Here is a 24,627-nt window from a genome sequence, read left to right as displayed (position 1 = left end):
CCAGTAGAGTATTAAAGCGTAAAAGCTTGCAAGCGGCAAACTATACTTGTAATTGAAATGTTACAGGGCCATCGTTTACCAGTGAAACCTGCATATCAGCGCCAAACTTACCGGTTTCACATTTAACATTACTCTGCCTGCATTTTTTCACAAAATAATTGTAATACTCGAGACCTTTTTCCGGCGTTGCCCCCTTTGAAAAGCTGGGCCGATTACCACTTTTGGTGTCTGCGACTAAGGTAAACTGGGACACAATGAGCAACTCGCCCTTTACCTGTTGAATATTGAGATTCATTTTATCGTTTTCATCAGAAAAAATTCGATAATTCAAAACTTTTTGGCTGAGTTTATCGGCTTTTGTTTGATCGTCGTTTTTTTCAACGCCTAACAAAACCAAGCTACCAGGGCCTATTTCACCTACTACTTCGCAGTTTACTTCAACTTTAGCATGCTTAACTCGCTGAATTAAGGCAATCATGATTGCTCCTTATAGAATTTGAATACATCTCTGGTTGCTCGACATAAAGCTTGTGAGGTGTTTTTCTCCCCTGCGCTATGACCCGCTTCAGGAATAATTGAAAGTTTACTGTTATCTAATACCTGATGTAATGAGTAAGCGGACTCTACTTTGCAAACAGTATCGTAGCGACCATGTATGATGTTTATGGGTAGATCTTTAATTTTAGCTGCATTATCTAATATGTGATTTTCAGGAATGAAGCATTGATGCTTTATATAATGACACTCTAATAAGGCTAAGCTAATTGCCCGATGTACATCAGGTATTAACTGGTCTTCGTTAATTTGGTTATGTAATTTACTGATGCGGACTTCCCACAAAAACCAAGCTTTGATGGCAGCCATCTTGTGAACTTCGTTATCGCAGGTGAAAATATCATAATAAGCATCAACTATAGATTGGTTGGCAAGCTTTGGTTTAATGGGTTTTAAAAATTCGTTGTAATATTCTGGGAATAATTGTGCTGCTCCGCCTTTTTGGTCTAAGTACCAACTATAGTCTTCTTTTCGAGCTAAAAATATCCCTCGTAAAATCAGACTGATGATGGCATTAGGCTGCTCAATTGCAACAAGCAAAGCCAAGGTTGACCCCCAGGAACCACCGAATAGTACCCATTTATCTATCTTTAAATAGCTTTGAATTGTTAGGACATCCTGCACCAATAACTGGCTGGTGTTATGTTCTAAATTACCAAATGGTAAGGATTTACCACACCCTCTTTGATCAAAACCTATAATTCTGTAATGTTCAGGATCGAAAAATTGACGATAAGCTGAAGATATTCCGGCTCCTGGTCCACCATGTAAAAATAAAACGGGGATGCCGTCTGGGTTGCCTGTTTGTTCAAGGTATAACTGGTGCCCATCAGATACATTAAACATTTCAGTTTTGTAGGGGGAAATTGCTGGAAAAAGTTGCATTGTCTTACATATCTCATTTGTTAATTGCCTAGCTTTGCTTTAATTTACTACTTAATTGATAGAATCGTTATTATTTTTATAGGAGTTTTAAAATGGCGGGACAAGGTTCGGGCGGTAATGTTATCGCAGCAATTTGTAATGTGTTTATCGCAGGCTTAGGGCAGTTGGTACAAGGTAGAATATTAGCTGCCATTGTTTTCTTTTTACTGGTTTGGGTTAACTATGCACTAGCGGCAACTGGTATTTTGTTTTTTATGGCAGTGTTTGGGTTTATCTTTCATGTTTGGGCAATTATAGACGCCGCGAAATATAAAGGGTGATTATGAAAAAGTTACTTATAGTTCAAGTGATATTGATCTTGGCGGCATGTCAAACTGCGCAAAAAGCTTATTATTCAGCTTGGGAAACTGTTGGAGTAGAGAAGCGAGATATTCTTGTTGACCGTGTTGAAGATGCTAAAGAGTCTCAAGAAGACGCACAACAACAGTTTAGCTCTGCATTAGATGAATTCAGCCAGTTAATTAATTTTGATGGTGGAGAGTTTCAGAGTGTTTATGAACAGTTAAAAGACCAATATGAAGCCAGTGAAGACTCTGCAGAAGCGGTTACCAACCGAATAGATAAAGTTGAAAGTGTTGCAGAAGCATTGTTCGATGAGTGGCAGGAAGAGCTAGAAGCATATACTAATACTACGCTTAAGCGTGACAGCCAAATGAAGCTTAAAGAAACTCAGCGTAACTATAAGTCTTTAGTGAGTGCAATGCGTAAAGCTGAAAGCAAAATGGCTCCTGTTTTGTCTGCATTGAAAGACAATGTTTTGTATCTAAAACATAACTTAAACGCCAGCGCGATTGGAGCTTTGCAAGGTGAGTTTAGTGGGATAAAGAAAGAGATTAATCAATTAGTATCAGAAATGAACACTGCCATTTCTGAATCTAATAAATTTATTTCTAGTATTCAAGGAGAGTAATAACCTTATTATGATGAGGGAACTGACGTTTCCTCATCATTTTCAGTAAATTTATTCTCAGACTCCTCATCTAAAAATATCTCTAAGACTCTTGTAAATTCAGCCCCTACTAAAACCACAATCCAAGATAGATACACCCATAAAAATAGAATTGGGATCACAGCTAATGCGCCATAAATCACCTGATATGATGGAAAGCTAGTGATATAAAACGCAAATCCCTTTTTACTTAGCTCAAATAAACTAGCCGCCACAAACGCCCCAGCCAGAGCGTGTTTAGCTTCAATTTTTTTGTTCGGTACCAACATATACAAAATAAAAAAAGCACTAATAGACATCAAAAACGGCACAAATTTTAATAAGAAGGTTGTGAACCCAAAGGTGTATTCTTCTGCATAATTAGCTAAACCCACTAAATACGAGCTCACGGCAACACTCGCTCCCATCAGCAGTGGACCTAGAGTTAATACCATCCAATAAATAGCGAGAGTGAAAACTAATGGCCTGTCACTTTTAGCTTGCCAAATGCGATTAAGGGTCTTGTCAATGTTAGAAATCAACATTAATGCCACTACCATCAAAGATAAAATTCCAATGGCTCCCATGCCAGAAGCATTGCTAATGAATTCTGTCATATAAGTGCTTACTTGGCTTCCTGCTGAAGGTATAAAACTTTCAAAAATCAGTTCTTCTATTTCCCCTCTTGTATCTGCAAAAGCAGGGAATGCAGATAAAATGGTAAAAAATACCATAATGAAAGGCACTAAAGATAACAGTGATACATAAGCAAGGTGCCCTGCTGAGACTGTAATATTGTCTTGTTTTACATGGTTAACAAATAGAGATAAAAATGCCTTAGACTGCTTGAATAAGGCAAGAAGGTTTATCTTTGAAATTAATATACTAGGCATGAGTTTGCTAATTGTTAAATGAGTTAATTGCTAGTCTGCTCTAACGCCCAACATATGGCAAATAACATAGCTCAACTCACTGCGGTTCAAGGTATAGAAATGAAAGTTTCTGCTCCCTTCTTTAGCTAATAACCTCACCATATCCATAGCTATACTCGCGCCCATAAGATTACGGGTAGTTTGGTCGTCTTTATCTAAACCACCATACATTTTGTGTAACCATTGAGGAACGTGCACATTAGTAAACCCTGCAAAACGCTGTAACGTTTGATAATTTGTCACGGGTAAAATGCCTGGCACTATATCTAAGTCAATGCCGCCGCCGCCGCGCGGTCACGAAAACGTAGAAACACTTCTGGTCAAAAAAGAACTGACTGATAGCTTCTGTGGCTCCCGCATCAGCTTTACGTTTCAGGTTTAGTAAATCAAATTGAGCATTAGGGGCTTCTGGGTGTTTCTCAGGCTAAGCCGCAACCGCAATATCAAAATCGGCCACATCTTTTAGCAATGTCACTAAATCAGATGCATAAGATTGAGGTTTAGCTATGCCTTCTGGTAAGTCACCTCTAAGGGCGACAATTTTTCGAATGCCGCTGTCCCAATAATCCTTGGCTATTTGAATTAGTTCTTCTCGCGAGACATCAACACAGGTTAAGTGAGGGACTGATTTAATACCGGTTTCTGCTTGAATACGTTTGACGACATCATGAGTTCTGTCACGTTAACCACTATTTGCGCCATAGGTAACTGACATATAGGCAGGCTTTAAAGGGGCCAAACGTTCAACAGACTTCCACAGGGTTTGCTCCATAGATTCAGTTTTAGGAGGAAAGAATTCAAACGACACACTTATGTCTTTTACTTCTGATAATGATTGATTTAATGCATCTATGCCGCGTGCGTAAGATACAGTGATATTCTCCAAAATATTTAGCCGTCTAGACGTCTAAAATGAGCTTTGTATGTAAAGCCATCAAGATGTTTAGCAGTCTATCGTTGACCTTTTCTACGTAATGTTTAGAATTTCCCCGTATAAGAAAGATAAAACTTGGTAAATTTTAGTAATGACAGACTCAACAAAGTGGAATGGAGAGTATATTCACCCTTACGCTGAACATGGTAAAAAAAGTGAATTAGTTAAAAAGGTCACGGTTTCTATTCCTCTCAAAGTATTAAAAGTATTAACTGATGAGCGTACAAGGCGGCAGGTTAACAATTTACGTCATGCAACCAATTCTGAGTTGTTGTGTGAAGCTTTTGTGCATGCTTTTACTGGTCAACCTTTACCGGACGATGAAGACCTTGAAAAAGATAATGCCCAGCGTATTCCAAAAGAAGCTAGACGCTTAATGCAAGAAATGGGGTTGGATGTAGAGAGTGATATAGAGGAGGATTAATGTGAAAACGTTGTAAAATGCCTTTTTGATTATTTGCTATATTCACAATGTATGGGGTATATCCTTGCGTAGCCATAACAAGAATGGTTTACGTGGAGTAATTTAGATACTCAAAACCCGCGTAGCGACTCTTTAAGCGTAAGCATATTTCCCTCCTTTGGCCAGCGCTTGTTGGTAACCTTCGCGAGCATGAATCGCTTCCACAAAGCGTGTCACGTTTGGTAAATCACTAGCTGCTCCTCTGGCGACGGCTGCTTCTAGTGGAAAACTCATCTGAATATCTGCACCTGTCAGCTGTTCTCCAGCAAACCATGTACTGCGCTCTAAATGTTGCTCGATAAACTGCATGTTGTTTTGAATAATAGGGCCGTAATACGCAGCCATAAGTTTGTCTACTATTTTGTAAGCTATTATTTTTACAAACCAAGGTTTGGCTTTTTCTTTGGTTTTATCTAATACCAATTTCGCTACCAGAGGCGGCATTAGTGTACCCTCAGCGAAATGTAACCAATACACATATTGTCTATGTAATTCTGTGCCTAGCTCTAGCTGGATTAGCTCAGCTGAACTTGCTTGATTTGCGTAGGTGTTGATCAAATATTCAATAATCGCTCCTGATTCAGCTACTCTAACTTCACCATCGGTAATGATGGGAGATTTGCCTAAGGGGTGGATTTTTTTTAACGAGCTTGGGCCTAGGTTTGTTTCACTATCTCTCTGATAGGATTCTATTTTGTATTCAAGGGATAGTTCTTCGAGTAACCATAGGATTCGCTGTGAGCGGGAGTTATTTAGATGGTGTAAAATGATCATATTAATTTCCAGTTTAGCCAAGTCTTAGATATCAATGATTATGTATACGTACAAAAATAGAGTAGAACCACTTATCTATGAAAATTGTTATCTATTATTGGGGTTGATATGCAGTGCTAAGTGTCTATTGGAGTTATTTGGGTCTCACTCCAGCCAGCGAACCTTTTTCTATTACTTGTGTTTTAATCCACTGCCAAAGGGCTGGATTAGCACCTTCAATCGCACTATTTTTTGCTAGTATTTGCTCTATTGTCACATCATGATCAAGCCAACTCTGGCAACCATTGTGAATATTTTGAATTACTGGCATGAGCCTATCGATGGCTTTAGCAAACTTAGCTTCAGGCGTTTCAGCATGTTCGAATTCAATCCATAATTCTAAGTAGGCGTGGTTTTGCTTTTCTGGCAATAGGGCAAAAATTCGCTTGGCCGCTTCTAGCTCATTTTCATAGTCATCATGATTTGCATCATAAGCGAATTTGTCACCTGTATCGATTTCTACAATATCGTGTAATAACAACATGGTGATGACGGTGAGGGCATCGGTTTTTTGCTCAGCATAGGGTAGCAATGTCAAAGCAAGTAAAGCTATTTGCCAACTATGCTCTGCGCTATTTTCATAACGATTAACCCCAACGGGCTTAATTTTTCTGTCGACGTTTTTTAATTGTTCTACTTCAACAATGAAGTGGGTAATTTTTTGAAAGTCATCTGTCATAGTAGGCTCATTGTGTTTTTAATCGTATGATTTTAATTGTTCGGGTGCTATTCCCCCGATGGGTCTAAACTCGCAAAGTATGCTGAAAGGTTATCTATATCTGTATCGCTTAGGTCTGCCACCATAGGTGTCATTATCATATTCTTACGTACACCATTTCGAAATGCTTTTAGCTGTAACACTAAGTACTGTTCTTTTTGGCCAGCTAAATTGGGATACGTTGGAATTTGTGATATGCCGTTAATTCCATGGCAAGCTGAACATACAGTGGCTTTCGATCTTCCTGCGGTAATATCAGCTGCAAATGTACTGTAACATACTGAACTTAAAGTAGAAAATCCGAGAATGAATATTAGGGTTCGTAAATTTTTCATGGCTGCCCTTTGATGTTTAACTTTGGGTGGATGAAGCTTCATATTGTTGTGAAAAATAATTGCATCCACCCTAAGATTTTTCTCATATCACAGAACTTACTGCACCAGTTTGTTAAGTCAAGCTTAGGCAGCGGATAAAGGCTCATTTAAAGGTTGTGAGCTAAGCATTAGCAGGTTATCTAGAATTTGATCATGAAGGTATTAATCAAACAACCATATGAGGATATGCCTGTTTATGGTAAATATAGTCAATTGACCCCTTGGAGGGGATTTATTTAATATTTCTATTGGTAGTTAAATTTACCCATTAAGCGTTCGCAGCAATAATAAAACCTACAAGGTGCTAGAAGATAGATATGAAGAAAAGGTTGTTAAATCAATTAGCTATTAGTTGTGTTGTGGCTCTCTTTTTGTTAGTCAGTAGCGTTCAATCTGAAGAAGTATTTTTTGACGATGAAGTTAATAACATTGATCTTCTCAATAAAATAATGTGGTTACAGACAGACAAATACTTGCAGTTATCTGATGTGCAAAATCTTGAGAATTGGCGGCTTAATGCTATGCCAAATAAACTGAAAGAAGATAAAAGCTTATGGGGGTCTATCGATTTATACCGTTCAATTTCAAGTGATGAGCCTTTTGTTTTTAAAATTGGTAACCCTTTACTTGATTACGTCGACGTATATTTATTGGATTCTAAAAATCGAATATTAAGTTCCTACTTAATGGGGGCAAAACGGGAGTTCTCTAAACGACCCTTTGAACATAGATTGTTTATGGTGCCTATTGACCCCCGTCAGTCTGTTATCAAAGTTTTCTTCAAAATACGTGACGATGGACCTATTGTATTTCCAGTAACGTTAAATAAACAGTCTAACTTAATTGTTAATGAGCAACATTTATTGTTAGCGACTGGGTTTGTTTGTGGTGGCTTAGTATTATTGGGAGGGTATTTTTTCGCGACCTACATATTTTTACGTAGCCCTGTACGGTATTGGTTTGCGGTATCTAATGCTCTTTTCTTTTTGTTCTTTTTGAACATCAAAGGCATGTTGGGGCAATTTACAAGCTTCACAACTTATATCTCAAATATAAACGCTGCATTATTTGGCGTTCTTTTAATTACTATTGCTAAAGTAACTTTCTCCATCTTAGAAGCAGTACCTACAATTTGGCGCCATTCTTTTTATGCTCTTGGGTTTGTGACCGTCGCCATGGCATTTTCTGCCGATACCAATAGCCAAATTATTTTTGCAGTGTTGATGTCTGCTCTATCTTGTCTAATCATTTTTATCATGGCTTTTATTTATAACAAAAGTGATAAGAAAGTCGCTAATTTAGCTTGTTTAGGAGGGCTTTCGCTTATTGCAATTAGCGGCTTTACTCGTGTTAGTTTGTACCTAGCAACCGTGCCAATATTTGAATCAGTTTCATTTATTTTTACCGTATTTATCATGCTAGGTATGGTGTTAATTGCGTTGTCGATAGAAGGGCACGAACGAGTATTAATAAAGCGGCATCATTTAAAACAAGAAACAGCTATAACCGATTTACATCATTATTATGATTTCTTTCAAAATTCCGCAGAAGGCTTGTTTACCTCTAAAGTGGATGGGGAACTTGTATCTGTTAATCCTGCAATGTGCAGTCTATTTGGTTATAAGAACACTAACGAAATGCTGCTACGGATGAACAAGGCTGATGAGTTTTATGCCGATTCTTCAGACCGTGAGCTAGTCTTGGGTGAAATTCATAAAAGTGGAAAAGTGATAGGTAAAGAAATTAGAGGTATTCGTAAAGATGGTAGTGAGTTTTGGTTTTCAATTTCAGGGCAAATAAAAGAGCAAAATGATGTACGTTATTTGTTTGGTTCTATTTTCGATGTTACTGCACGAAAACAGTCAAATATGAGCCTTAAATATTTAGCCACACATGATTCCTTAACTGGAGTCTTTAATCGTCGTGAATTTGATGCTCGATTAGATAGCGAGTTATGCCAGGCTAAAAGTCAAAATACGGACCTAACGTTACTCTATTTAGATTTGGAGCAGATCAAGCAGGTAAACGATACCTGTGGCCATAAAGCAGGCGATTTACTAATAAAACAACTGTCTTTAAAGTTAGATTCGGTGGTTTCAGGTAAAGGCATGTTGGCAAGAATTGGGGGAGATGAATTTGCAGTGTTATTAGTTGGTGATGAAGCTTCTATGGCTTACCTAATAGCGAATGAACTACTAAATGTAGTGAAAGAATTTCGGTTTACTTGGGAAAACAGAGTATTCACTCTAGGAGTGAGTGTTGGGCAGGCAACTTGGCAGCCAAATATTAGCACTCCTGAGCAACTAATGAGTATGGCAGATTCCGCGTGTTACCTTGCAAAGAAAGGAGGGGGAAACAAAATTCACACCTACTCTTCGGATGATCAAGGTATGCAAAGGTACGATAAGCAGTTGTCTTGGGTGTCGAGAATAAATGAGGCATTACAAACAGAACAGTTCGAATTGTATTACCAGCACTACTTACCTTTAGGTAAAAAGAGCACTGGCCATCAATATGAACTATTACTGAGAATGCCCCAGTTAGATGGAGACATTATTCTTCCAGAAACGTTTCTGCCCGCGGCTGAGCGATACAACTTGTCGGCTAAAATAGACCGTTGGGTAATTGAGTATTATTTTAAATGGTTAACGAAACATCCTGAACACCTTGAAGAGTTAACCCAAGTAAGTATTAATTTAAGTGGTCATTCAATAGGTGATAAGGAATTAAAGTTATTTATTTTAAGTGCTTTTGAAAAGCATAATATTCCTTACCATAAAATAAGCTTTGAAATAACCGAAAATACCGCCATAGTTGCGATGGAAGAAACCTTGGAATTTATTAATACATTTCAAAAGTTAGGCTGCTTATTTGCCTTGGATGATTTTGGCAGTGGCATAACGTCTTACAATTATTTGAAAGGTCTACCTATTGACCAAGTAAAAATTAATGGCAGTCTTGTAAAAAATATTTTAGTGGACCCAATTGATTTGGCTATGGTGAATTCTATTCACGACATTACTAAAGCAATGGGGATGGAAACTGTTGCAAAATTTGTTGAATCCACTGAGGTTATGGTGGCACTAGGTAAAGCTGGGATAGACTTTGCTCAAGGTTATGGGATTACTAAACCTATGCCTCTTCTAGACTTTCAGAAATACTAATCGTAATAGGGACTTTCATAACTAATACTAGCATCACGAAAGTAAAGGACTTGTAAACAAAGCAAAAGTGCCCATATAGTTGATACTTTTATGCTTGTTATTGACTGATCTATATTGAATAAAATTGGGTAGATCTCATAGAAGTTTAAGTACTGGTTGATATCCACATAGCTTAGCCTTTTTGGGTAAGTATTCTAAGGTATTCGCACCCAGAAAATTTTTACCTTATTTGAAATATATATAGAAAAATATGACGATTAGTGCCGAAAAGTATCAATATGTAAGTTCTGCCAAATTACCTACTCGCTGGGGCCAATTTACAATTCATGGATTTGAAGAGCTTGACTCTGGCCAAGAGCATGTTGCCTTGTCGTATGGTGAATGGTCGGCTGAGGAAGTCATTCCTATGCGTATTCATTCAGAGTGTTTAACTGGCGATGCTTTATTTAGCACTCGATGTGACTGTGGCGCTCAGCTTGAAAAAGGTTTACAAAATATAGTGAACAACGGCAAAGGAGTAATCTTGTATTTACGCCAAGAAGGACGAGGAATTGGTTTGCTCAATAAAATCAAAGCCTACCAATTGCAGGATAATGGCATGGACACAGTAGAAGCCAATGAGCACCTGGGGTTTGACGCAGATTTAAGAGACTACAGCATTTGTCGACTAATGCTGGATACCCTAAAAGTTCAAAATGTTAAATTAATGACTAATAACCCTAAAAAGCGCGCAGCGCTTGCTCTCATGGGGATCAATGTGGCGGAACGTGTACCGATTGATCATGGTGTTACAGATGACAATAGGCATTATATTCAAACTAAAACTGAGAAACTGGGCCACCAATTTACGCCAGAGCAATATATCAAACGTTAAGGCTTTTTTTTGCGATCTTATTAAATTTCAGTTTGTATTCAGTCACTGTTAAGTTTACGCCCTGTATAACTACTCCTACGATTTGTTCTGCAATTATTTGTTGAACACTTAAAAGTCATAAGAGGAAAAGGTTATGGGAAATAAGAACAAGTACCTGCTGATATATTTATGTATTTTATGCGTGGTTGTTGGGAGTCTAGTGCAGTTGGCACAAGCTAAAGAGCAAAATTCATCGCTCACTCAAGAATCAGATTCCATCTTAGCTCAAGCTGAGATCGATCAAATGTTGGCTCCGATTGCCTTATATCCCGACACTTTGTTATCTCACATTTTGGTTGCATCTACCTACCCCTTGGAAGTGGTTCAAGCGGCTAGATGGCGTAAAGCTAATCCTAGTTTAGATGCTGAACAAGTCCTAGATGACCCAGCAACTCAAGGTTGGGACCCGAGTGTACAGGCGCTCGTTCCATTTAATGATTTATTACAAACTTTGAGTGATGATTTAAAGTGGTTGCAGGAATTAGGTGAAGCATTCTTATTTAATGAAGAGCAAGTGTTATCTAGTATTCAAGCTCTACGCCAAAAAGCTTACGCCTTAGGTACGCTAAAGGATAGCGAGTACCTGAATGTTGAGCTGCAAGATAGTGAAGTCATTATTGAACCCGTGCAAAAAGAGGTGGTTTATGTACCTTACTATGATACCCGCGTTGTATATGGCAGCTGGTGGTGGCACCATCGTCAACCGCATAGATGGCATAGGCCTCTTCATAGCGTCTTGGTTTCAGGTTTCTATTGGAGTCTTGGCTTTCACATTCGTCCTAGCTTTTATTTTGGTGGATTCTTTTGGCCTAAACGCCATGTGTTTGCTGACTATAATTACCGTCGTGACTCAACAAAACATTGGTCAAACCATAAAACTAAGACTCACAAAGTAAAAATTAAAGAATCACAACGTTGGGCTCATAATAGTAAACATAGACGAGGTGTGCAGTATCATAAAAGTGGTCAAAAAGTTGTGTATGTCAATAGTAGTAAAAATGGCCGTTTGGCGATTGTAAAAGATAACAAAGGCGGCAGTAAGCACAATAAAAAGCGAGTCATCAAGTACGATAACCATTCTCAGAAGCTAAACAGCAAGCGCGTGAAAACAGCTTTGCAGACTAAAAATACGCAACAAGGTAAAAGTAAAAAATATGCAAAAAGTAAGCATGAAACACACCAGAAGCAGCTAAACGTTAATTCAAATTATGGTAAGCAACATACCAATGTCAATAAACAGACTTTAACTGACAAAAAGAAATCAAAGTCTCAACAGCATGCGAATAAAAAGGCGAATAAAGTAGATAAATCACAATATCAAGCTGCAAACTATAATCGCCAAAAGCAGGTTAAATCGACTAAACAAAGCTATAAAACTAGTCGCTCTAACTCGAATAGGCAGAACTATAAAGCGCAAAACAAATCGGGTAAAACGAACCGTAATAGCCAGAACCGTCATCAGTAAAAACATTAATATTAAAGCTTAGTTTCTCAGGTTATTATCATTCTAATTGATTGATAATAATCTGGGGTTTATTGTGAAGATTCAAGTTGATGATTTAACTCATCCTAAAATAAAGCAGTTATTACAAAAGCACTTGGAGGACATGTTTGCTACCTCCCCTGAAGAAAGTGTACATGCTTTAGATTTATCTGGATTGCGTCAGTCTAATGTAACTTTTTGGAGTGGGTGGAAGGGAGATGAATTACTTGGTTGTGGTGCGTTGAAAGTGTTAACTGCCACTCATGGCGAGATTAAATCAATGCGAACTGCTGAACATCATAGCCGCAAAGGTGTAGCCACTAAAATGTTGCAACATATTATTCAACATGCCCAAAGTATCGGACTTAATCAATTAAGTTTGGAGACAGGTACCCAAGATTTTTTTAAGCCAGCTTGTCAGCTGTACACTAACAGTGGCTTTAAAAATTGTGGTCCTTTTGCTGATTACCCTCTTGATCCAAACAGTCGGTTTATGACCCTGTTTATTGTAAATTAGAGTTTTAGAGCTAGGGGCTAAGCTGTTATTTTGATAAAATAATCTTTATTTCCCGAGTTTGAGTTATAGGTCTTATGAATTTTAAAGGTGGTCACATCCTGTCGGTAAATCAATTTGACCGAGAGGCCATTGAGCAGGTTTTTACTGTCGCACATCAAATGTTGCCCTATGCAAAAAGACAAAAACGAACCACCGTTTTAGACGGTGCTATTTTGGGTAACTTGTTTTTTGAGCCTAGTACTCGAACTAGAGTTAGCTTTGGTACCGCATTCAACTTATTAGGTGGTGAAGTTCGTGAAACAACCGGCTTGAGCAATTCTGCTTTGGCAAAAGGTGAATCTTTATATGATACAGCTCGCGTATTAAGTGGTTATTCAGATATCATTGCTATGCGCCACCCAGATACAGGCTCGGTTGCTGAATTTGCACAGGGAAGTCGTATTCCAGTGATAAATGGTGGTGATGGTGCAAATGAACATCCTACTCAGGCTTTGTTAGACTTGTATACTATTCAGAAAGAGTTGCAGGATCATGGTTGCGGTATTGATGGCATGCACATCGCCATGATTGGTGATTTGAAGTACGGACGAACAGTTCATTCTCTTTCTAAATTGTTATGCCTGTTTAAAAATGTACGTTTTACGTTAATTTCACCCAAAGAGCTGTCAATGCCAGCAGCCATTATTGATGCAATAGAGAATGCTGGGCATCAGTATAAAGTTACTGAGCAGTTTGAGGGTAGCCTAGATGCTGATATTTGCTATCAAACTCGCATTCAAGAAGAACGCTTCCCATCGCAACAAGAAGCGAATCAATACCGAGGTAAATTTCGTTTAAATCAACAAATTTATACTAAACACTTTCAATCAAAAACCGTAATCATGCACCCACTCCCTCGAGATTCACGAGCAGAGGCCAATGAGTTAGATAATGATCTTAATTTAAACCCTAACTTAGCTATTTTTCGACAAACCGATAATGGTGTACTAGTACGAATGGCCTTATTTGCTCTAACATTGGGAGTTGAGAATATCGTTACTCAGTTTGATCGTGACGTGCATTGGCATGTAAACCCCTAATATTTGAATTAACACAAGCTAATCAATTTTATACAATTTTAAGAAGACATTATGAAGAAATCAGAAAGCTTATTTACTCGCGCCAAAGAGCATATCCCTGGTGGAGTAAACTCTCCCGTTAGAGCGTTTAAAGCTGTGGGTGGTACTCCACCTTTTATCAGTAAAGCCGATGGCCCTTACCTATATGATGCCGACGGCAAGCGTTATATTGATTATGTGCAGTCATGGGGACCAATGGTTTTAGGTCACAATAATCCTAAAATTCGTCAAGCGGTAATTAATGCTGCGCAGGATGGCCTGAGTTTTGGTGCGCCCACAGAAATCGAAGTTCAGATGGCTGAAAAGGTCTCTAAATTAGTGCCATCTATGGAGATGCTTCGTATGGTGAACTCTGGTACCGAGGCGACTATGAGTGCCATTAGGTTAGCTAGAGGTTATACTAATCGAGATAAAATCCTTAAGTTTGAAGGGTGTTACCACGGGCATGCCGATGCCTTGTTGGTAAAGGCGGGATCAGGAGCATTAACTTTAGGCGTACCTAGTTCACCAGGTATTCCAACAGACTTCGCTAAGCACACCTTGACCATGGAATATAATAATTTGGATTCGGTAGCCGCAGCGTTTGAAGAATACCCTGAAGATATTGCCTGCATTATTGTTGAGCCCGTCGCTGGTAATATGAACTGTATTCCACCTGTGGACGGATTTTTAGAGGGTTTAAGGGATTTCTGTGACAAATATGGTGCAGTGCTTATTTTAGATGAAGTGATGACTGGGTTCCGTGTTGCCAGAGGCGGTGCTCAAGAAAAATATAATATTAAACCTGACTTAACCTGTTTAGGTAAAGTGATTGGCGGCGGTATGCCAGTGGGAGCGTTTGGCGGTAAAACTGAAATAATGAAGTGTATCGCACCTGATGGGCCAGTTTATCAAGCGGGGACGTTATCTGGAAACCCAGTGGCTATGGCGGCAGGAATGGCATCTTTGACTGAAATAGAGCAAGATGGCCTTTATGAAAAGTTAACTGCAACTACTAAAACCTTGGCAGAGGGTTTTAAATCCTTAGCGAACAAATATGGTATTCCAATGTCTGTTAACTACGCGGGTAGCATGTTTGGGTTGTTTTTTACAGATGTTGAAAGAGTGACAAATTATCAACAAGCTATTAGTTGTAATACCGAACAATTCAACTTGTTTTACCATGGCATGTTAGATAAAGGGGTTTATCTAGCGCCAGCATCGTACGAAGCTGGTTTTGTATCAGCTATGCATGATTATGATGTAATAGAAGAGACGTTAGCTATAGCTGACCAAGTGTTTGCAATGGTTGCACAGAAGTGCAGATAAAATGAATGCAGGTATGTAGTTTGAGATATTTACAGCATCAAATAGAAGTGAACGTTATCTAGTGTTAGCGCAATTTTTACAGCCAATACCAATAGCATTACTTGTGATTATTGCTATTTACACAATAGTGCTGTTGGTATTGCTCAAAAGAACATTACAAGATAAAGCACCAGAAATCTCAAACTTACCCTCTGTTAACGACACCTCTGATGTTGCTAGTAGTAATTATGTAGATAAAGCTGATGAGGCAATGCGGCTTAATCAAACATTTCGTAAATTTGTCCCTAAACAATTTGTTGATCATTTTGCTAAACATGGTTCTGATGCCCTTGAGCTTGGCCGTGCAGATGAAGATGAACTAGCGATACTGTTTTCAGATATCAGAGGCTTCACAGGCTTATCTGAAAACATGACCCCTCAGGAGTTAATGAACTTTTTAAACTCTTATTTTTTGCGAATGAATGACCCCATTCATCAAAATCATGGTTTTATTGATAAGTTTATTGGTGATGCTGTGATGGCGTTATTTGATAGGCCAAGTGGGACCAACACTGATAAAGCTCGAGATGCAATTCGTGCCGCCTTAGGGCTACGTAAAGCGATTCTTTTATACAACGAACACAGATCTAATTGCCATTATCCTGCAGTGAATATTGGTATTGGGGTGCATTTTGGCCCAGTAATTATTGGTACGGTTGGCTCTGAAGACAGAATGGATACCACTGTCATCGGTGATGCTGTGAACATTGCTTTTAGGCTTGAAGCCTTAGCTCCTAAGTACTTTACGGATATCGTGGTGAGTGAGGAAACACTAAAACAGGCTAATGCTGAAGGGGTGTTTACGTACAGAATGTTAGATTGGATAAGAGTCAAAGGAAGACAAACACCTATTGAAATTTATGAAGTGATTGACCACCAAGCTGAGGAAGTAAAACAATTAAAGGTTGCCAATGCTGAGCTCATTAAGCTTGGTATAACTTACCGCAAGTTGCAGAAATGGGATCAGGCACAGCAATATTTTAAAAGGGCTATGGAAGTTAGCCCTAGTGATACACTAGCAAAGCATCATCTATTTCAGTGTGACGTATTAATGAATTCAGATTTATCAAAAGATTGGGATGGCTCTATTCTGCTCTAGTTCAAGGTTTTATGATTGTTACCACCGAGTCACTTTATCTGCTGAACTCAGGCGCTTTAGGGAGTCGATAAATACTATAGATGATGAGTCTTACAAAAGATGTAGCTGCAAATTCTAGCTTTATAGTTTGCTAGTATTCTAAGCAGAGATAATTTGACTTGCCCCCCACGTAAACATTTTCCAGAATATTCATGTTAAGCCATCTTTTGGTTACTCATTAGCCTGCTGTTTAATAAAGTTGATTGATGGAGCGAAAAACGCACCGCCAGTTTCTGCGCTGGTAAAATCTAATAACTTGTCATAAACACCGTTTTCATCACCAAAAATCATACTCTTAAGCATTTTTGCAAAGGGCAAAGGGCTTTTCGCGCAAGATACAAAATACAAACCTTGAATCGTCATGTCGCCGTAAGGCATGCTCTGTCGCAACATTTCAATGCTGTTACCTTGTTCATCTTTTAAAGACGTACGTTTAGTGTGAGAAAATGGAGCCTTATCAACGCCTTTAAATTCAACATTGTTTGTTTTGGTTCGCCCGAAAGTTTCTTCTTGTGCCGACACTGATAGTTGTTTCCACTTTTCCATACTATGACGATAGCGCTGAATGTGGATATAGCTTCCTCCTGCAAAATCAGGGTCTTGATCGCCAACTAAAGCCACATTAAATTTATGCATTCCTTTTGGGTTTTCGGTGCCATCAACAAAGCCAGTTAAATCTCTACCGTCAAGGTAACGGAACCCTTTTACTTCTTCGTACAGGTCCACGTTAGGTTGAAGAAGTTGTATCACCTCCGTACCTATGGCGTGGCAAATATCCATTCTGTCAGCTTTTATTTGAATAAATAAATCCCCTGGAGAGGCGGGGGCATTTCTGTCATCACAACTCATTCTAGGGAAAGGTGATAGTTCTTGAGGAATCGACCTAGGGTAAAGCTCGTACCAATAGTCGGTACCAATAGCTACGATGCCAGAGACCATAGCTTCGTAATATTCTTCGTCATAATGAGAAAACAAAGCTAGTACTTGAGCAATTTTCTTACGCATAGTTGGTGCGTCGTCATCAATAACGTTGAAAGTTAAAAATAGAGCGTGCAAGTTAGGCTCTGCACAAATACCTTTTTGGGCTTGGGTCATTAATATATTCTTATGTGAATAAGCACACATACCCTTAAAAGTGTTGTTATGTGGCTATGATTGTAGCTATATAGTAATCGTCTGGTGAGGGCATTGAAATAGCTTGAAATAGAATTGTTGTCTTATCTTTTATAAATTCGACGTTAGTAAAACATTACAAACCATAAACGAGCATTGCTCATGCAGTTATGGTGCATGTTTGTTTTTAAAAGCACATATAAACCATTAAAACCTATAAGAGCTTTGTTGGTGTATTATTTGCAGAAAAATACGCAAGACATTTTTAAAGGGTATGCATTTATGCAAGAAACTATTGAGTTTATAAAAGAGCTTATTGATGTAATGCCCATCTGGTTATCTTCAATTGTAACTTTTGTTGGCGTATTTACATGCCTTTGGTTGTGTAAGCGTATTATCTTTTTCTATTTACGCTTTTTAACGAACAAGTCTAAATTTGCGTTTGATACTATTCTATTAGACGCCGCAGTCAGAGCGACCAGTGTGTTAATTTTTGCGATATCATTGAAGATAGCTGAATTTGTTTTAAGCTATTTAGTTTCATTTTCTGAAAGTAAAAGCGATTTAGTAAATACTTCTAGCCAAGTGTTATTAATTTTGGCATTGATTTTATTTATCGATAAATTTTCTCGTTTAAGTCTTAGCCAGTATGAAAGTGCTTCATCTTTTATGAAGACTAGTGGAAGTTTAATACGTGGCACTACTCGTGTTGTTGTCTACTGTATTGGCATTTTAGTAATTCTTAGTACACTAGGTGTTTCTATCACGCCTATTGTAGCTTCATTAGGTATTGGCTCTCTCGCTGTAGCTTTAGCATTGCAACCCACATTAGAAAATTTCTTTTCTGGCATCCAAATGATTGCAGATAAACCTATTCGTGTGGGGGATTTTGTAGAGTTAGATTCCGGTGAACAAGGGTTTGTAGAGAAAATTGGTTGGCGGTCTACCTGGATTAAAATGCTGCCTAACAATATTGTAATTATGCCTAATAGTGTTTTAGCTCAATCCAAATTAATCAATTATTACTACCCTGAAAAACAGTTATCTGTTCCTGTAGATGTTGGTGTGCATTATGATTCTGACCTAGAGCACGTAGAGAAAGTTACGCTAGAGGTGGCGCGAGAGATTTTACACTCCCATAAATGGGGGATCCCTGAATATGAAACATTCGTGGTATTTCACACTTTTGATAACTCAAGTATTAACTTTACCGTGATGCTAAGAGCACAAGAGTATTTTAATCGATTCTTTATCAAATCAGCTTTTATAAAGGCATTGCATAAAAGATTTAAGGATGAAGGTATTGTTATACCTTATCCAATTAGTGCGATTAACTTAAGTCAAGAAAGCGCGAGCAAAGGTCTAACAAGCCATAGCGACACTTAGTGTCGCTATATTTTAATTTTTTAGTAGCCTGCAGCATGTCCGTCTTTACGGCTCTCAGATGCGCCATAATAAACACCTGTTTCGAGGTCCCGCATTATGGCCTGATAGCCACCGTAATTACCAACGCTGTCTTGTAATACATGACCTTTTTGAATCAAGCTGCGCCTTACAAGTGGTGCAAAACCAGATTCTAAATGTACCTTTCCACCATCGCTCATTTCCTCACCTGTCGGTTGGCTTGAGCCTGAATGGAGCATTCTTGGTGCGTCGCCCGCTTCTTGCAGGTTCATGCCAAAGTCTATGAGATTGGTGATGATTTGTGCATGCATTTGAGGCTGAGTTCCGCCTCCCATTACGCCAAAACTTAACCAAGGTTGACCATTGCGAGTGACAAAGGCCGGAATAATGGTATGGAAAGGCCGTTTGTTAGGGGCATAGACATTTTTGTGGCCGGGTTCTAAACTAAATAGTTCTCCTCTGTCTTGCAATACAAAGCCTAGCCCAGTAGGAGTCATACCCGAGCCCATACCACGATAGTTGCTCTGAATGAGTGACACCATATTGCCCTCTTTGTCAGCTGTTGTGAGGTAAATAGTGTCACCGTCATTTAAGCCTGCATCGTAACGTTTTGCGGCTTTATTGTTATCAATTAACAGGCTACGTTTTTGTGCATACTCTTTAGAAATTAGCTGTGTAATGGGAATATCACTAAAAGTGGGATCTGCATAGAATTTTGCTCTATCTTCAAAAGCCAGTTTCTTCGCCTCAACAAACGTATGTATATATTGCTGTGAGCCAAAACCCATTTCTTGGATATCGTAGTTTTCTAAAATATTAAGTATCTGTAGTGCTGCTATGCCTTGTCCATTTGGAGGTAGTTCCCAGACATCGTAGCCTTTGTAGTTGGCTGAAACAGGTTCAACCCACTCTGAAGTGTGGCTGGCCAAATCATCATAACTTAAAAAGCCTCCCTGTTGTTCCATGTAAGCAGCAATTGACTGTGCAATGTCACCTTTGTAAAAAGCTTCACGCCCTCCAGTGGCTATTTTTTCATAGGTTACCGCTAAGTCTTTGTTGGTAAATATTTGGCCTTTCACAGGTGCTTTGCCATTTGGCATATAAGTCTCTTTAAAACCGAGAAATTTTCCAAGTTTGGGAACACTCAATTGCATGTAATGTGCGATTAATTCACTAACAGGAAAGCCATTCTTCGCATATTCGATACTTGGAGATAGTAGGGCGGTCATAGGTAAACTGCCAAATTTTTCATGTAATTCAAACCAACCGTCTACCGCGCCTGGAACAGAAACAGGTAATGGCCCATAGGATGGTATTCTGTCTAACCCTTGAAGCTCGAAATGTTCTAGAGTCAAAGATTTAGGGGAGCGACCAGAAGCATTTAATCCATAAAGCTTGCCCTCCCTTGCATTCCATACTATTGCGAATAAATCACCACCTATGCCACTGCCAGTTGGCTCTACTAGTCCTAGCATAGCATTGGCTGCTATAGCTGCATCTATGGCATTACCGCCTGTTTTTAGAATATCTAAAGCGACCTGTGTTGCCAGAGGCTGGCTAGTTGCCACCATACCATTTGTAGCGATTACCTCTGAGCGAGATGCGAATGGCTGGCCTGTCACCCTGTCATAAGACCACACGGGTAACACAAAGAGTAAGAACAGAAAGGAAGGAATAAGATTGGTGAAATTCATCATGTAAACTCATTGATATTTATAGACTCAGGATACAGTTATTTTACAACTCTGTATCCTAAGGGGCTGTTTAAATTTAATTTAAGGCAGAAAAAAGCCCCGCAATTGCGGGGCTATGGCCTTCCTGGCTTAGAGGTCCAAGACTTAGCTTGGCATCTCTTTAAGGGGAGTTTTAATTGTTATTATCCCATTCTTCTAAAGCTTTTTGATATTAACGACCAGATGTAAAGTCAGGGTAAGCTTCTAGGCCACACTCACTAATGTCTACGCCTTCAAACTCTTCTTCTTCGCTGACACGGATTCCGATAACAGCTTTGATAATTGCCCAAGTAATTAAACTTGTTACAAAAACCCAAACGAAGATAGTAACAGCACCTAATAATTGACCGCTGAATGTTGCTGCATCAGGGTTAGTTACTGGTACTAGTAAAAGACCTAATAAACCAACAACACCGTGCACAGATATTGCGCCTACTGGATCATCAATTTTTAACTTGTCTAAAGCTAAAATACTAAATACAACTAAAATCCCACCCATTGCACCAAACAAAGTTGCTTGAAGTGGAGTCGGAGTAGATGGCTCTGCCGTAATCGCAACTAAACCAGCTAATGCCCCGTTAAGTGCCATAGTAAGGTCAGCTTTCTTGAATAAGATGCGAGCTAGTAATAAAGCAGCAACTAAACCACCTGCGGCGGCCGCGTTAGTATTCATGAATACAACGGCTACAGAGTTTGCACTTTCAACAGTAGCTGTAGCTAATACAGAACCACCGTTGAAGCCAAACCAACCCATCCAAAGAATGAATGTGCCTAAAGTAGCTAACGGTAAGTTAGAACCAGGAATCGCGTTTGCTTTACCATCAACATATTTACCCTTACGAGCACCTAGTAACAAAACACCAGCAAGCGCTGCTGCGGCACCAGCCATGTGTACGATACCAGAACCAGCAAAATCAGAGAATCCGTTATCACCTAGGGTATACATTCCGAATACAGATGCGCCACCCCAAGTCCAAGAGCCTTCCATTGGGTAAATGAAACCTGTAAGTACAACTGTAAATGCTAAGAAAGCCCAAAGCTTCATGCGCTCAGCAACAGCACCTGAAACAATAGACATTGCAGTTGCAACGAAAACTACTTGGAAGAAGAAGTCAGCTGATGGCGCATAAGTAGCTGGTTCTGCTTCGCCTGTTGCTCCATCTCCAGTAATACCTTTCAAGAACCAAGAGAAGTCGTCTCCGCCGTACATGATTGAATAACCACATACCATGTACATGATGCAGGCAATAGAATATAGAGCGACGTTTTTAGTTAATATTTCTGTTGTATTTTTAGCTCTTACTAAGCCTGCTTCCAGCATAGTAAAACCAGCAGCCATCCACATTACTAATGCGCCGCATATTAAAAAGTAAAATGTATCTAGGGCATAGCCCAACTCAAAAGTTATTTCCACAATCCTCTCCTCAAAATCTAAATGGCTTCGCCATCGGTTTCGCCTGTACGAATTCGAACGGCATGCTCTAAGTCATAGACGAATACTTTTCCGTCACCAATTTTGCCAGTTTTAGCTGCGCCAACGATGGCTTCTACTAAACGTTCAACTTGATCATCCTGAACGGCGACTTCAAGTTTAACTTTTGGTAAAAAGTCTACTTGATATTCTGCACCACGATATAATTCAGTATGGCCTTTTTGACGCCCAAAGCCTTTTACCTCAGTGACGGTCAAACCATCGATGCCGATTTCAGATATTGCTTCTCGCACATCATCAAGCTTAAAAGGCTTAATGATCGCTGTGACTAGTTTCATGGTGTTACTCCCAGTGTTTTAGTGATATTTTGCAAATGATTGACAAAAATACAACAAATCCTATGCCATAATTTTTTATCATTAAAAACAATGGATTACCTAGGCCAAGTAATGTTTAGATACATGTTCTCGCACCGCTTAGGTGCAATTGTTCTTGGGTGCATTTAAATGGTGCTTTTTATGGTGAGTAATATTTAAGCTAAATATCTAATGGATGTCTTGATTTTTCAGGTTAGTTTTCGAAGGTTAAATAGGAGGGGGAAACTAGCATAGCTAGCTCCAAACTTTAGAGTTTAAACTTAACCTAAAGCGAGACTGAATATTATTTTTTATTACCCCACCCCTTTTTTTTTGTGGGTAGATTTAACTGACTTAGGTGCATATCTAAAGCCTCTATGGATATCCGAATTTCTCTCACGGATAGCCAAAGAGAATACAAAAGCAATACTAAACTACAAGCGAATATTGAACTGCCGACGGTTTGATAGTTGGCGTAAATGGCAAGCATTGATAACACGCACATAAAAAAGGAGGCTATTCCTGCTGCTTGCATATTCTTTATTAACTGAATTCGTTGTCTTAAGTTCTTTATTTGTTCGTTCGAATTAGTATTCTCTTTCTCTAAATCAAAATTTCTAATGACGCTTGCAAGTGCCAGAAAACGATTTGTGTAAGCGAGTAACAATAAGGATATTGCTGGGAACAACATAGCTGGTGTGGTGAGTGTAATATCCATTAAAGTTCGTTGGCTTTTATAAGTGGCTAAAATTGGTGTGATATTTTATATAAAAGCGTTTGTCTTAATCTTTGCATTTATATAGTCACAGTGTCTCAGTACATACTTGAAAAATTTCGAGTTATTTTTCTACTGCTAGCCCCGATTTAATCCAGCCTAACATATCCCCCTCAAGGTGGTGAATCATAGAGAAACCATTGTCTGTTAATATACCAGAAGCTTTATTCGCTCTATACCCAGAGCGGCAATACAAAACAATGTTTTTATCAATAAAAGTATTTAGCTGCTCTAAGCTAGTAGAGATTTCATTTAAAGGAATATTAATTGCTGAGGGTACATGTCCATCTGCAAATTCCTCTGGGCTTCTTACATCAATCAAAATATATGAATGACTTTTATCGTTTAGTATTTCAGCTTGACTTAGTTCAATCATGTTAGAAGCTTGTGAAGAAAGCCCAATTAAACTAAGAAAACCAAACACGATTGGTTTAATCATCTATATTTCCAAGGTTGTTTTTATAATTAGGATAGTAAATTTACTTACTCAAGGTGTAAAGGATTTAAGTAGTTGAGTAAGCAAGCGCACAAAGCATGAAAGAAGTCATCAGAACGATCCAAGTTGCGCTGTTTATAATTATTAGTACTCTCTGACTGTCTGCTAAAGTGACTTTTTTCTGCGCTCCGCAATTTGGCATCCTAACTTTTTGATTATTGTAGAAGGCAGGCCCTCCTAAGCTAATGCCCATAGTTGAAGCTGAAATGTTCAAGACAAACATTGATAAATTCTTATAGCTTTTTCTTTGAATGAGAGCTGCGCTCCCTAGTCTAAGGTTACAGGCTAATATTAGGCTGCAGCAAGCTAAGAATGACGGTGCTAGTTGCAATATATGCATTAACTTTCTTGTGGGTACTCCAAAATATTTAAAACGATTCTGTTTAACATTCCAAGAGTGGCTTAATTCATATAGGACCCTATAAATTAATGCGCCAACTCCACCGGCAATAAGGTACCAAAATATCACGCTGCAATATTGATAACAAAATCGTAATAAAACTGACTCTATATTTGCTTTCACCATACCCATCGGAGATAGCTTTTCTGTTTCACGGAGTACTAAAGGGGCAAGCATTTGCCGAGCAAGAATTTTCTTCTCAGACCTTAAGGCTTGGGTGACCTTCTTGGTTTGCTTAATAACATACTGAAATTTCAATGCTGTTAAAAGCATCATACTTTCAAAAAATAGCGGAAATTGAGGTAGTAGAGTAAACACCGCTATAATTGTACATACAGGAACTAAAAGGATGAGAGGGGCTAAAACGCCAGCTATTTGTTGTTGTCGCTTTTGTCTGGGCTTAGACGGCACCACCTTGTTTGCCATACCGTAAGCCATTAGCTTGAGTAGCGTAAGTGGGTGATATTTTTCAGGTAAATAGATAAATTTTTCAATTAGTACTACGAATATCAAGATCCAATAAGTGAGTAGTTGCTCACTTATTAGTATATTGATTAAATTTGACATACTAACTTT

Annotated in this window: 24 protein-coding genes and 1 pseudogene; 11 read left to right on the top strand and 14 right to left on the bottom strand. The window is 38.8% G+C overall.

All coding sequences use genetic code 11. From position 1 onward, the window contains the following. Nucleotides 1-40: 40 nt before the first annotated feature. Nucleotides 41-478 (bottom strand): D-aminoacyl-tRNA deacylase, encoded by a 438-nt coding sequence (dtd, locus tag ABJD71_RS06695; RefSeq protein WP_348166426.1) that lies wholly within the window; start codon nucleotides 476-478, stop codon nucleotides 41-43. Next, entirely contained in the window at nucleotides 475-1,440 is a 966-nt protein-coding gene (gene pip / locus ABJD71_RS06690) for a prolyl aminopeptidase (protein WP_348166423.1), read from the bottom strand. The genes dtd and pip overlap by 4 nt, the downstream gene beginning before the upstream one ends. A gap of 92 nt (nucleotides 1,441-1,532) precedes the next feature. Between pip and ABJD71_RS06685 the strand changes: the two genes are divergently transcribed. After that, nucleotides 1,533-1,760: a hypothetical protein gene (locus tag ABJD71_RS06685; RefSeq protein WP_133470690.1), complete on the top strand. Its 228-nt coding sequence runs from the start codon at nucleotides 1,533-1,535 to the stop codon at nucleotides 1,758-1,760. Between the two features lie 2 nt (nucleotides 1,761-1,762). Then, a complete protein-coding gene (locus ABJD71_RS06680; RefSeq protein ID WP_348166420.1) occupies nucleotides 1,763-2,410 on the top strand; it encodes a DUF2959 domain-containing protein in 648 nt (215 codons plus the stop codon). A gap of 8 nt (nucleotides 2,411-2,418) precedes the next feature. Here ABJD71_RS06680 and ABJD71_RS06675 read toward each other — a convergent pair whose 3' ends face one another. Together ABJD71_RS06675 and metF are read right to left on the bottom strand one after the other, a co-directional pair. After that, complete coding sequence (locus tag ABJD71_RS06675) at nucleotides 2,419-3,321, bottom strand: virulence factor BrkB family protein (RefSeq protein WP_348166417.1); 903 nt, start codon at nucleotides 3,319-3,321, stop codon at nucleotides 2,419-2,421. Between the two features lie 30 nt (nucleotides 3,322-3,351). After that, nucleotides 3,352-4,237: pseudogene (metF, locus tag ABJD71_RS06670) on the bottom strand (methylenetetrahydrofolate reductase). A gap of 148 nt (nucleotides 4,238-4,385) precedes the next feature. Here metF and metJ point away from each other — a divergent pair. Beyond that, nucleotides 4,386-4,718: a met regulon transcriptional regulator MetJ gene (gene metJ / locus ABJD71_RS06665; protein WP_348166414.1), complete on the top strand. Its 333-nt coding sequence runs from the start codon at nucleotides 4,386-4,388 to the stop codon at nucleotides 4,716-4,718. Between the two features lie 132 nt (nucleotides 4,719-4,850). On the opposite strand, the gene ABJD71_RS06660 is transcribed toward metJ, so the two are convergent. The 3 genes from ABJD71_RS06660 to ABJD71_RS06650 form a co-directional block, all read right to left on the bottom strand. Continuing rightward, entirely contained in the window at nucleotides 4,851-5,531 is a 681-nt protein-coding gene (locus tag ABJD71_RS06660; RefSeq protein WP_348166411.1) for a glutathione S-transferase, read from the bottom strand. Nucleotides 5,532-5,664: 133 nt separating this feature from the next. After that, on the bottom strand, nucleotides 5,665-6,249 hold the full coding sequence (locus ABJD71_RS06655; RefSeq protein WP_348166408.1) for an HD domain-containing protein: 585 nt from the start codon (nucleotides 6,247-6,249) through the stop codon (nucleotides 5,665-5,667). A 47-nt stretch (nucleotides 6,250-6,296) separates the two neighbouring features. Then, nucleotides 6,297-6,623 (bottom strand): cytochrome c, encoded by a 327-nt coding sequence (locus tag ABJD71_RS06650; protein ID WP_348166405.1) that lies wholly within the window; start codon nucleotides 6,621-6,623, stop codon nucleotides 6,297-6,299. 356 nt (nucleotides 6,624-6,979) lie between these two features. Here ABJD71_RS06650 and ABJD71_RS06645 point away from each other — a divergent pair, with 356 nt between their 5' ends. From ABJD71_RS06645 to ABJD71_RS06615, 7 genes are all read left to right on the top strand, one after another. Continuing rightward, on the top strand, nucleotides 6,980-9,826 hold the full coding sequence (locus ABJD71_RS06645; protein ID WP_348166402.1) for an EAL domain-containing protein: 2,847 nt from the start codon (nucleotides 6,980-6,982) through the stop codon (nucleotides 9,824-9,826). 250 nt (nucleotides 9,827-10,076) lie between these two features. Further along, nucleotides 10,077-10,700: a GTP cyclohydrolase II gene (ribA, locus tag ABJD71_RS06640; protein ID WP_348166399.1), complete on the top strand. Its 624-nt coding sequence runs from the start codon at nucleotides 10,077-10,079 to the stop codon at nucleotides 10,698-10,700. Nucleotides 10,701-10,833: 133 nt separating this feature from the next. Further along, the gene (locus ABJD71_RS06635; protein ID WP_348166396.1) at nucleotides 10,834-12,204 is read left to right on the top strand and encodes a DUF3300 domain-containing protein; all 1,371 of its coding nucleotides are present in this window, start codon (nucleotides 10,834-10,836) and stop codon (nucleotides 12,202-12,204) included. Nucleotides 12,205-12,277: 73 nt separating this feature from the next. After that, entirely contained in the window at nucleotides 12,278-12,739 is a 462-nt protein-coding gene (locus ABJD71_RS06630; RefSeq protein WP_348166394.1) for a GNAT family N-acetyltransferase, read from the top strand. A 74-nt stretch (nucleotides 12,740-12,813) separates the two neighbouring features. Beyond that, entirely contained in the window at nucleotides 12,814-13,818 is a 1,005-nt protein-coding gene (locus tag ABJD71_RS06625; RefSeq protein WP_348166391.1) for an aspartate carbamoyltransferase, read from the top strand. 51 nt (nucleotides 13,819-13,869) lie between these two features. Then, nucleotides 13,870-15,165 carry a glutamate-1-semialdehyde 2,1-aminomutase gene (gene hemL / locus ABJD71_RS06620; RefSeq protein ID WP_348166388.1) on the top strand — a complete coding sequence of 432 codons (1,296 nt, stop codon included), beginning with the start codon at nucleotides 13,870-13,872 and terminating at the stop codon, nucleotides 15,163-15,165. A 61-nt stretch (nucleotides 15,166-15,226) separates the two neighbouring features. Continuing rightward, a complete protein-coding gene (locus tag ABJD71_RS06615; RefSeq protein WP_348166385.1) occupies nucleotides 15,227-16,303 on the top strand; it encodes an adenylate/guanylate cyclase domain-containing protein in 1,077 nt (358 codons plus the stop codon). A gap of 210 nt (nucleotides 16,304-16,513) precedes the next feature. Here ABJD71_RS06615 and ABJD71_RS06610 read toward each other — a convergent pair whose 3' ends face one another. Further along, nucleotides 16,514-17,437, bottom strand: a complete 924-nt coding sequence (locus ABJD71_RS06610; protein WP_348166382.1) for a Dyp-type peroxidase — start codon at nucleotides 17,435-17,437, stop codon at nucleotides 16,514-16,516. A 342-nt stretch (nucleotides 17,438-17,779) separates the two neighbouring features. On the opposite strand from ABJD71_RS06610, the gene ABJD71_RS06605 reads away from it, so the two are divergent. Then, nucleotides 17,780-18,841 carry a mechanosensitive ion channel family protein gene (locus ABJD71_RS06605; RefSeq protein WP_348166565.1) on the top strand — a complete coding sequence of 354 codons (1,062 nt, stop codon included), beginning with the start codon at nucleotides 17,780-17,782 and terminating at the stop codon, nucleotides 18,839-18,841. Nucleotides 18,842-18,861: 20 nt separating this feature from the next. Here ABJD71_RS06605 and ggt read toward each other — a convergent pair whose 3' ends face one another. The 6 genes from ggt to ABJD71_RS06575 all read right to left on the bottom strand — a co-directional run bounded on the left by ggt (nucleotide 18,862) and on the right by ABJD71_RS06575 (nucleotide 24,618). Then, complete coding sequence (ggt, locus tag ABJD71_RS06600) at nucleotides 18,862-20,553, bottom strand: gamma-glutamyltransferase (protein WP_348166562.1); 1,692 nt, start codon at nucleotides 20,551-20,553, stop codon at nucleotides 18,862-18,864. 211 nt (nucleotides 20,554-20,764) lie between these two features. Then, nucleotides 20,765-22,006 carry an ammonium transporter gene (locus ABJD71_RS06595; protein ID WP_348166379.1) on the bottom strand — a complete coding sequence of 414 codons (1,242 nt, stop codon included), beginning with the start codon at nucleotides 22,004-22,006 and terminating at the stop codon, nucleotides 20,765-20,767. 17 nt (nucleotides 22,007-22,023) lie between these two features. Continuing rightward, the gene (glnK, locus tag ABJD71_RS06590; RefSeq protein WP_006992692.1) at nucleotides 22,024-22,362 is read right to left on the bottom strand and encodes a P-II family nitrogen regulator; all 339 of its coding nucleotides are present in this window, start codon (nucleotides 22,360-22,362) and stop codon (nucleotides 22,024-22,026) included. Between the two features lie 322 nt (nucleotides 22,363-22,684). Continuing rightward, nucleotides 22,685-23,098, bottom strand: coding sequence for a DUF2721 domain-containing protein (locus ABJD71_RS06585; RefSeq protein WP_348166376.1), 414 nt, complete (start codon nucleotides 23,096-23,098; stop codon nucleotides 22,685-22,687). 121 nt (nucleotides 23,099-23,219) lie between these two features. Beyond that, a complete protein-coding gene (locus tag ABJD71_RS06580; protein WP_348166373.1) occupies nucleotides 23,220-23,594 on the bottom strand; it encodes a rhodanese-like domain-containing protein in 375 nt (124 codons plus the stop codon). A 64-nt stretch (nucleotides 23,595-23,658) separates the two neighbouring features. Continuing rightward, a complete protein-coding gene (locus tag ABJD71_RS06575) occupies nucleotides 23,659-24,618 on the bottom strand; it encodes a cobalamin biosynthesis protein (RefSeq protein ID WP_348166370.1) in 960 nt (319 codons plus the stop codon). Between the last annotated feature and the right edge of the window lie 9 nt (nucleotides 24,619-24,627).

Origin of the sequence: Paraglaciecola sp. (genome assembly GCF_039943935.1) — a bacterium.
GTDB lineage: Bacteria > Pseudomonadota > Gammaproteobacteria > Enterobacterales > Alteromonadaceae > Paraglaciecola.
This window is presented reverse-complemented; position numbering and strand designations above follow the sequence as displayed.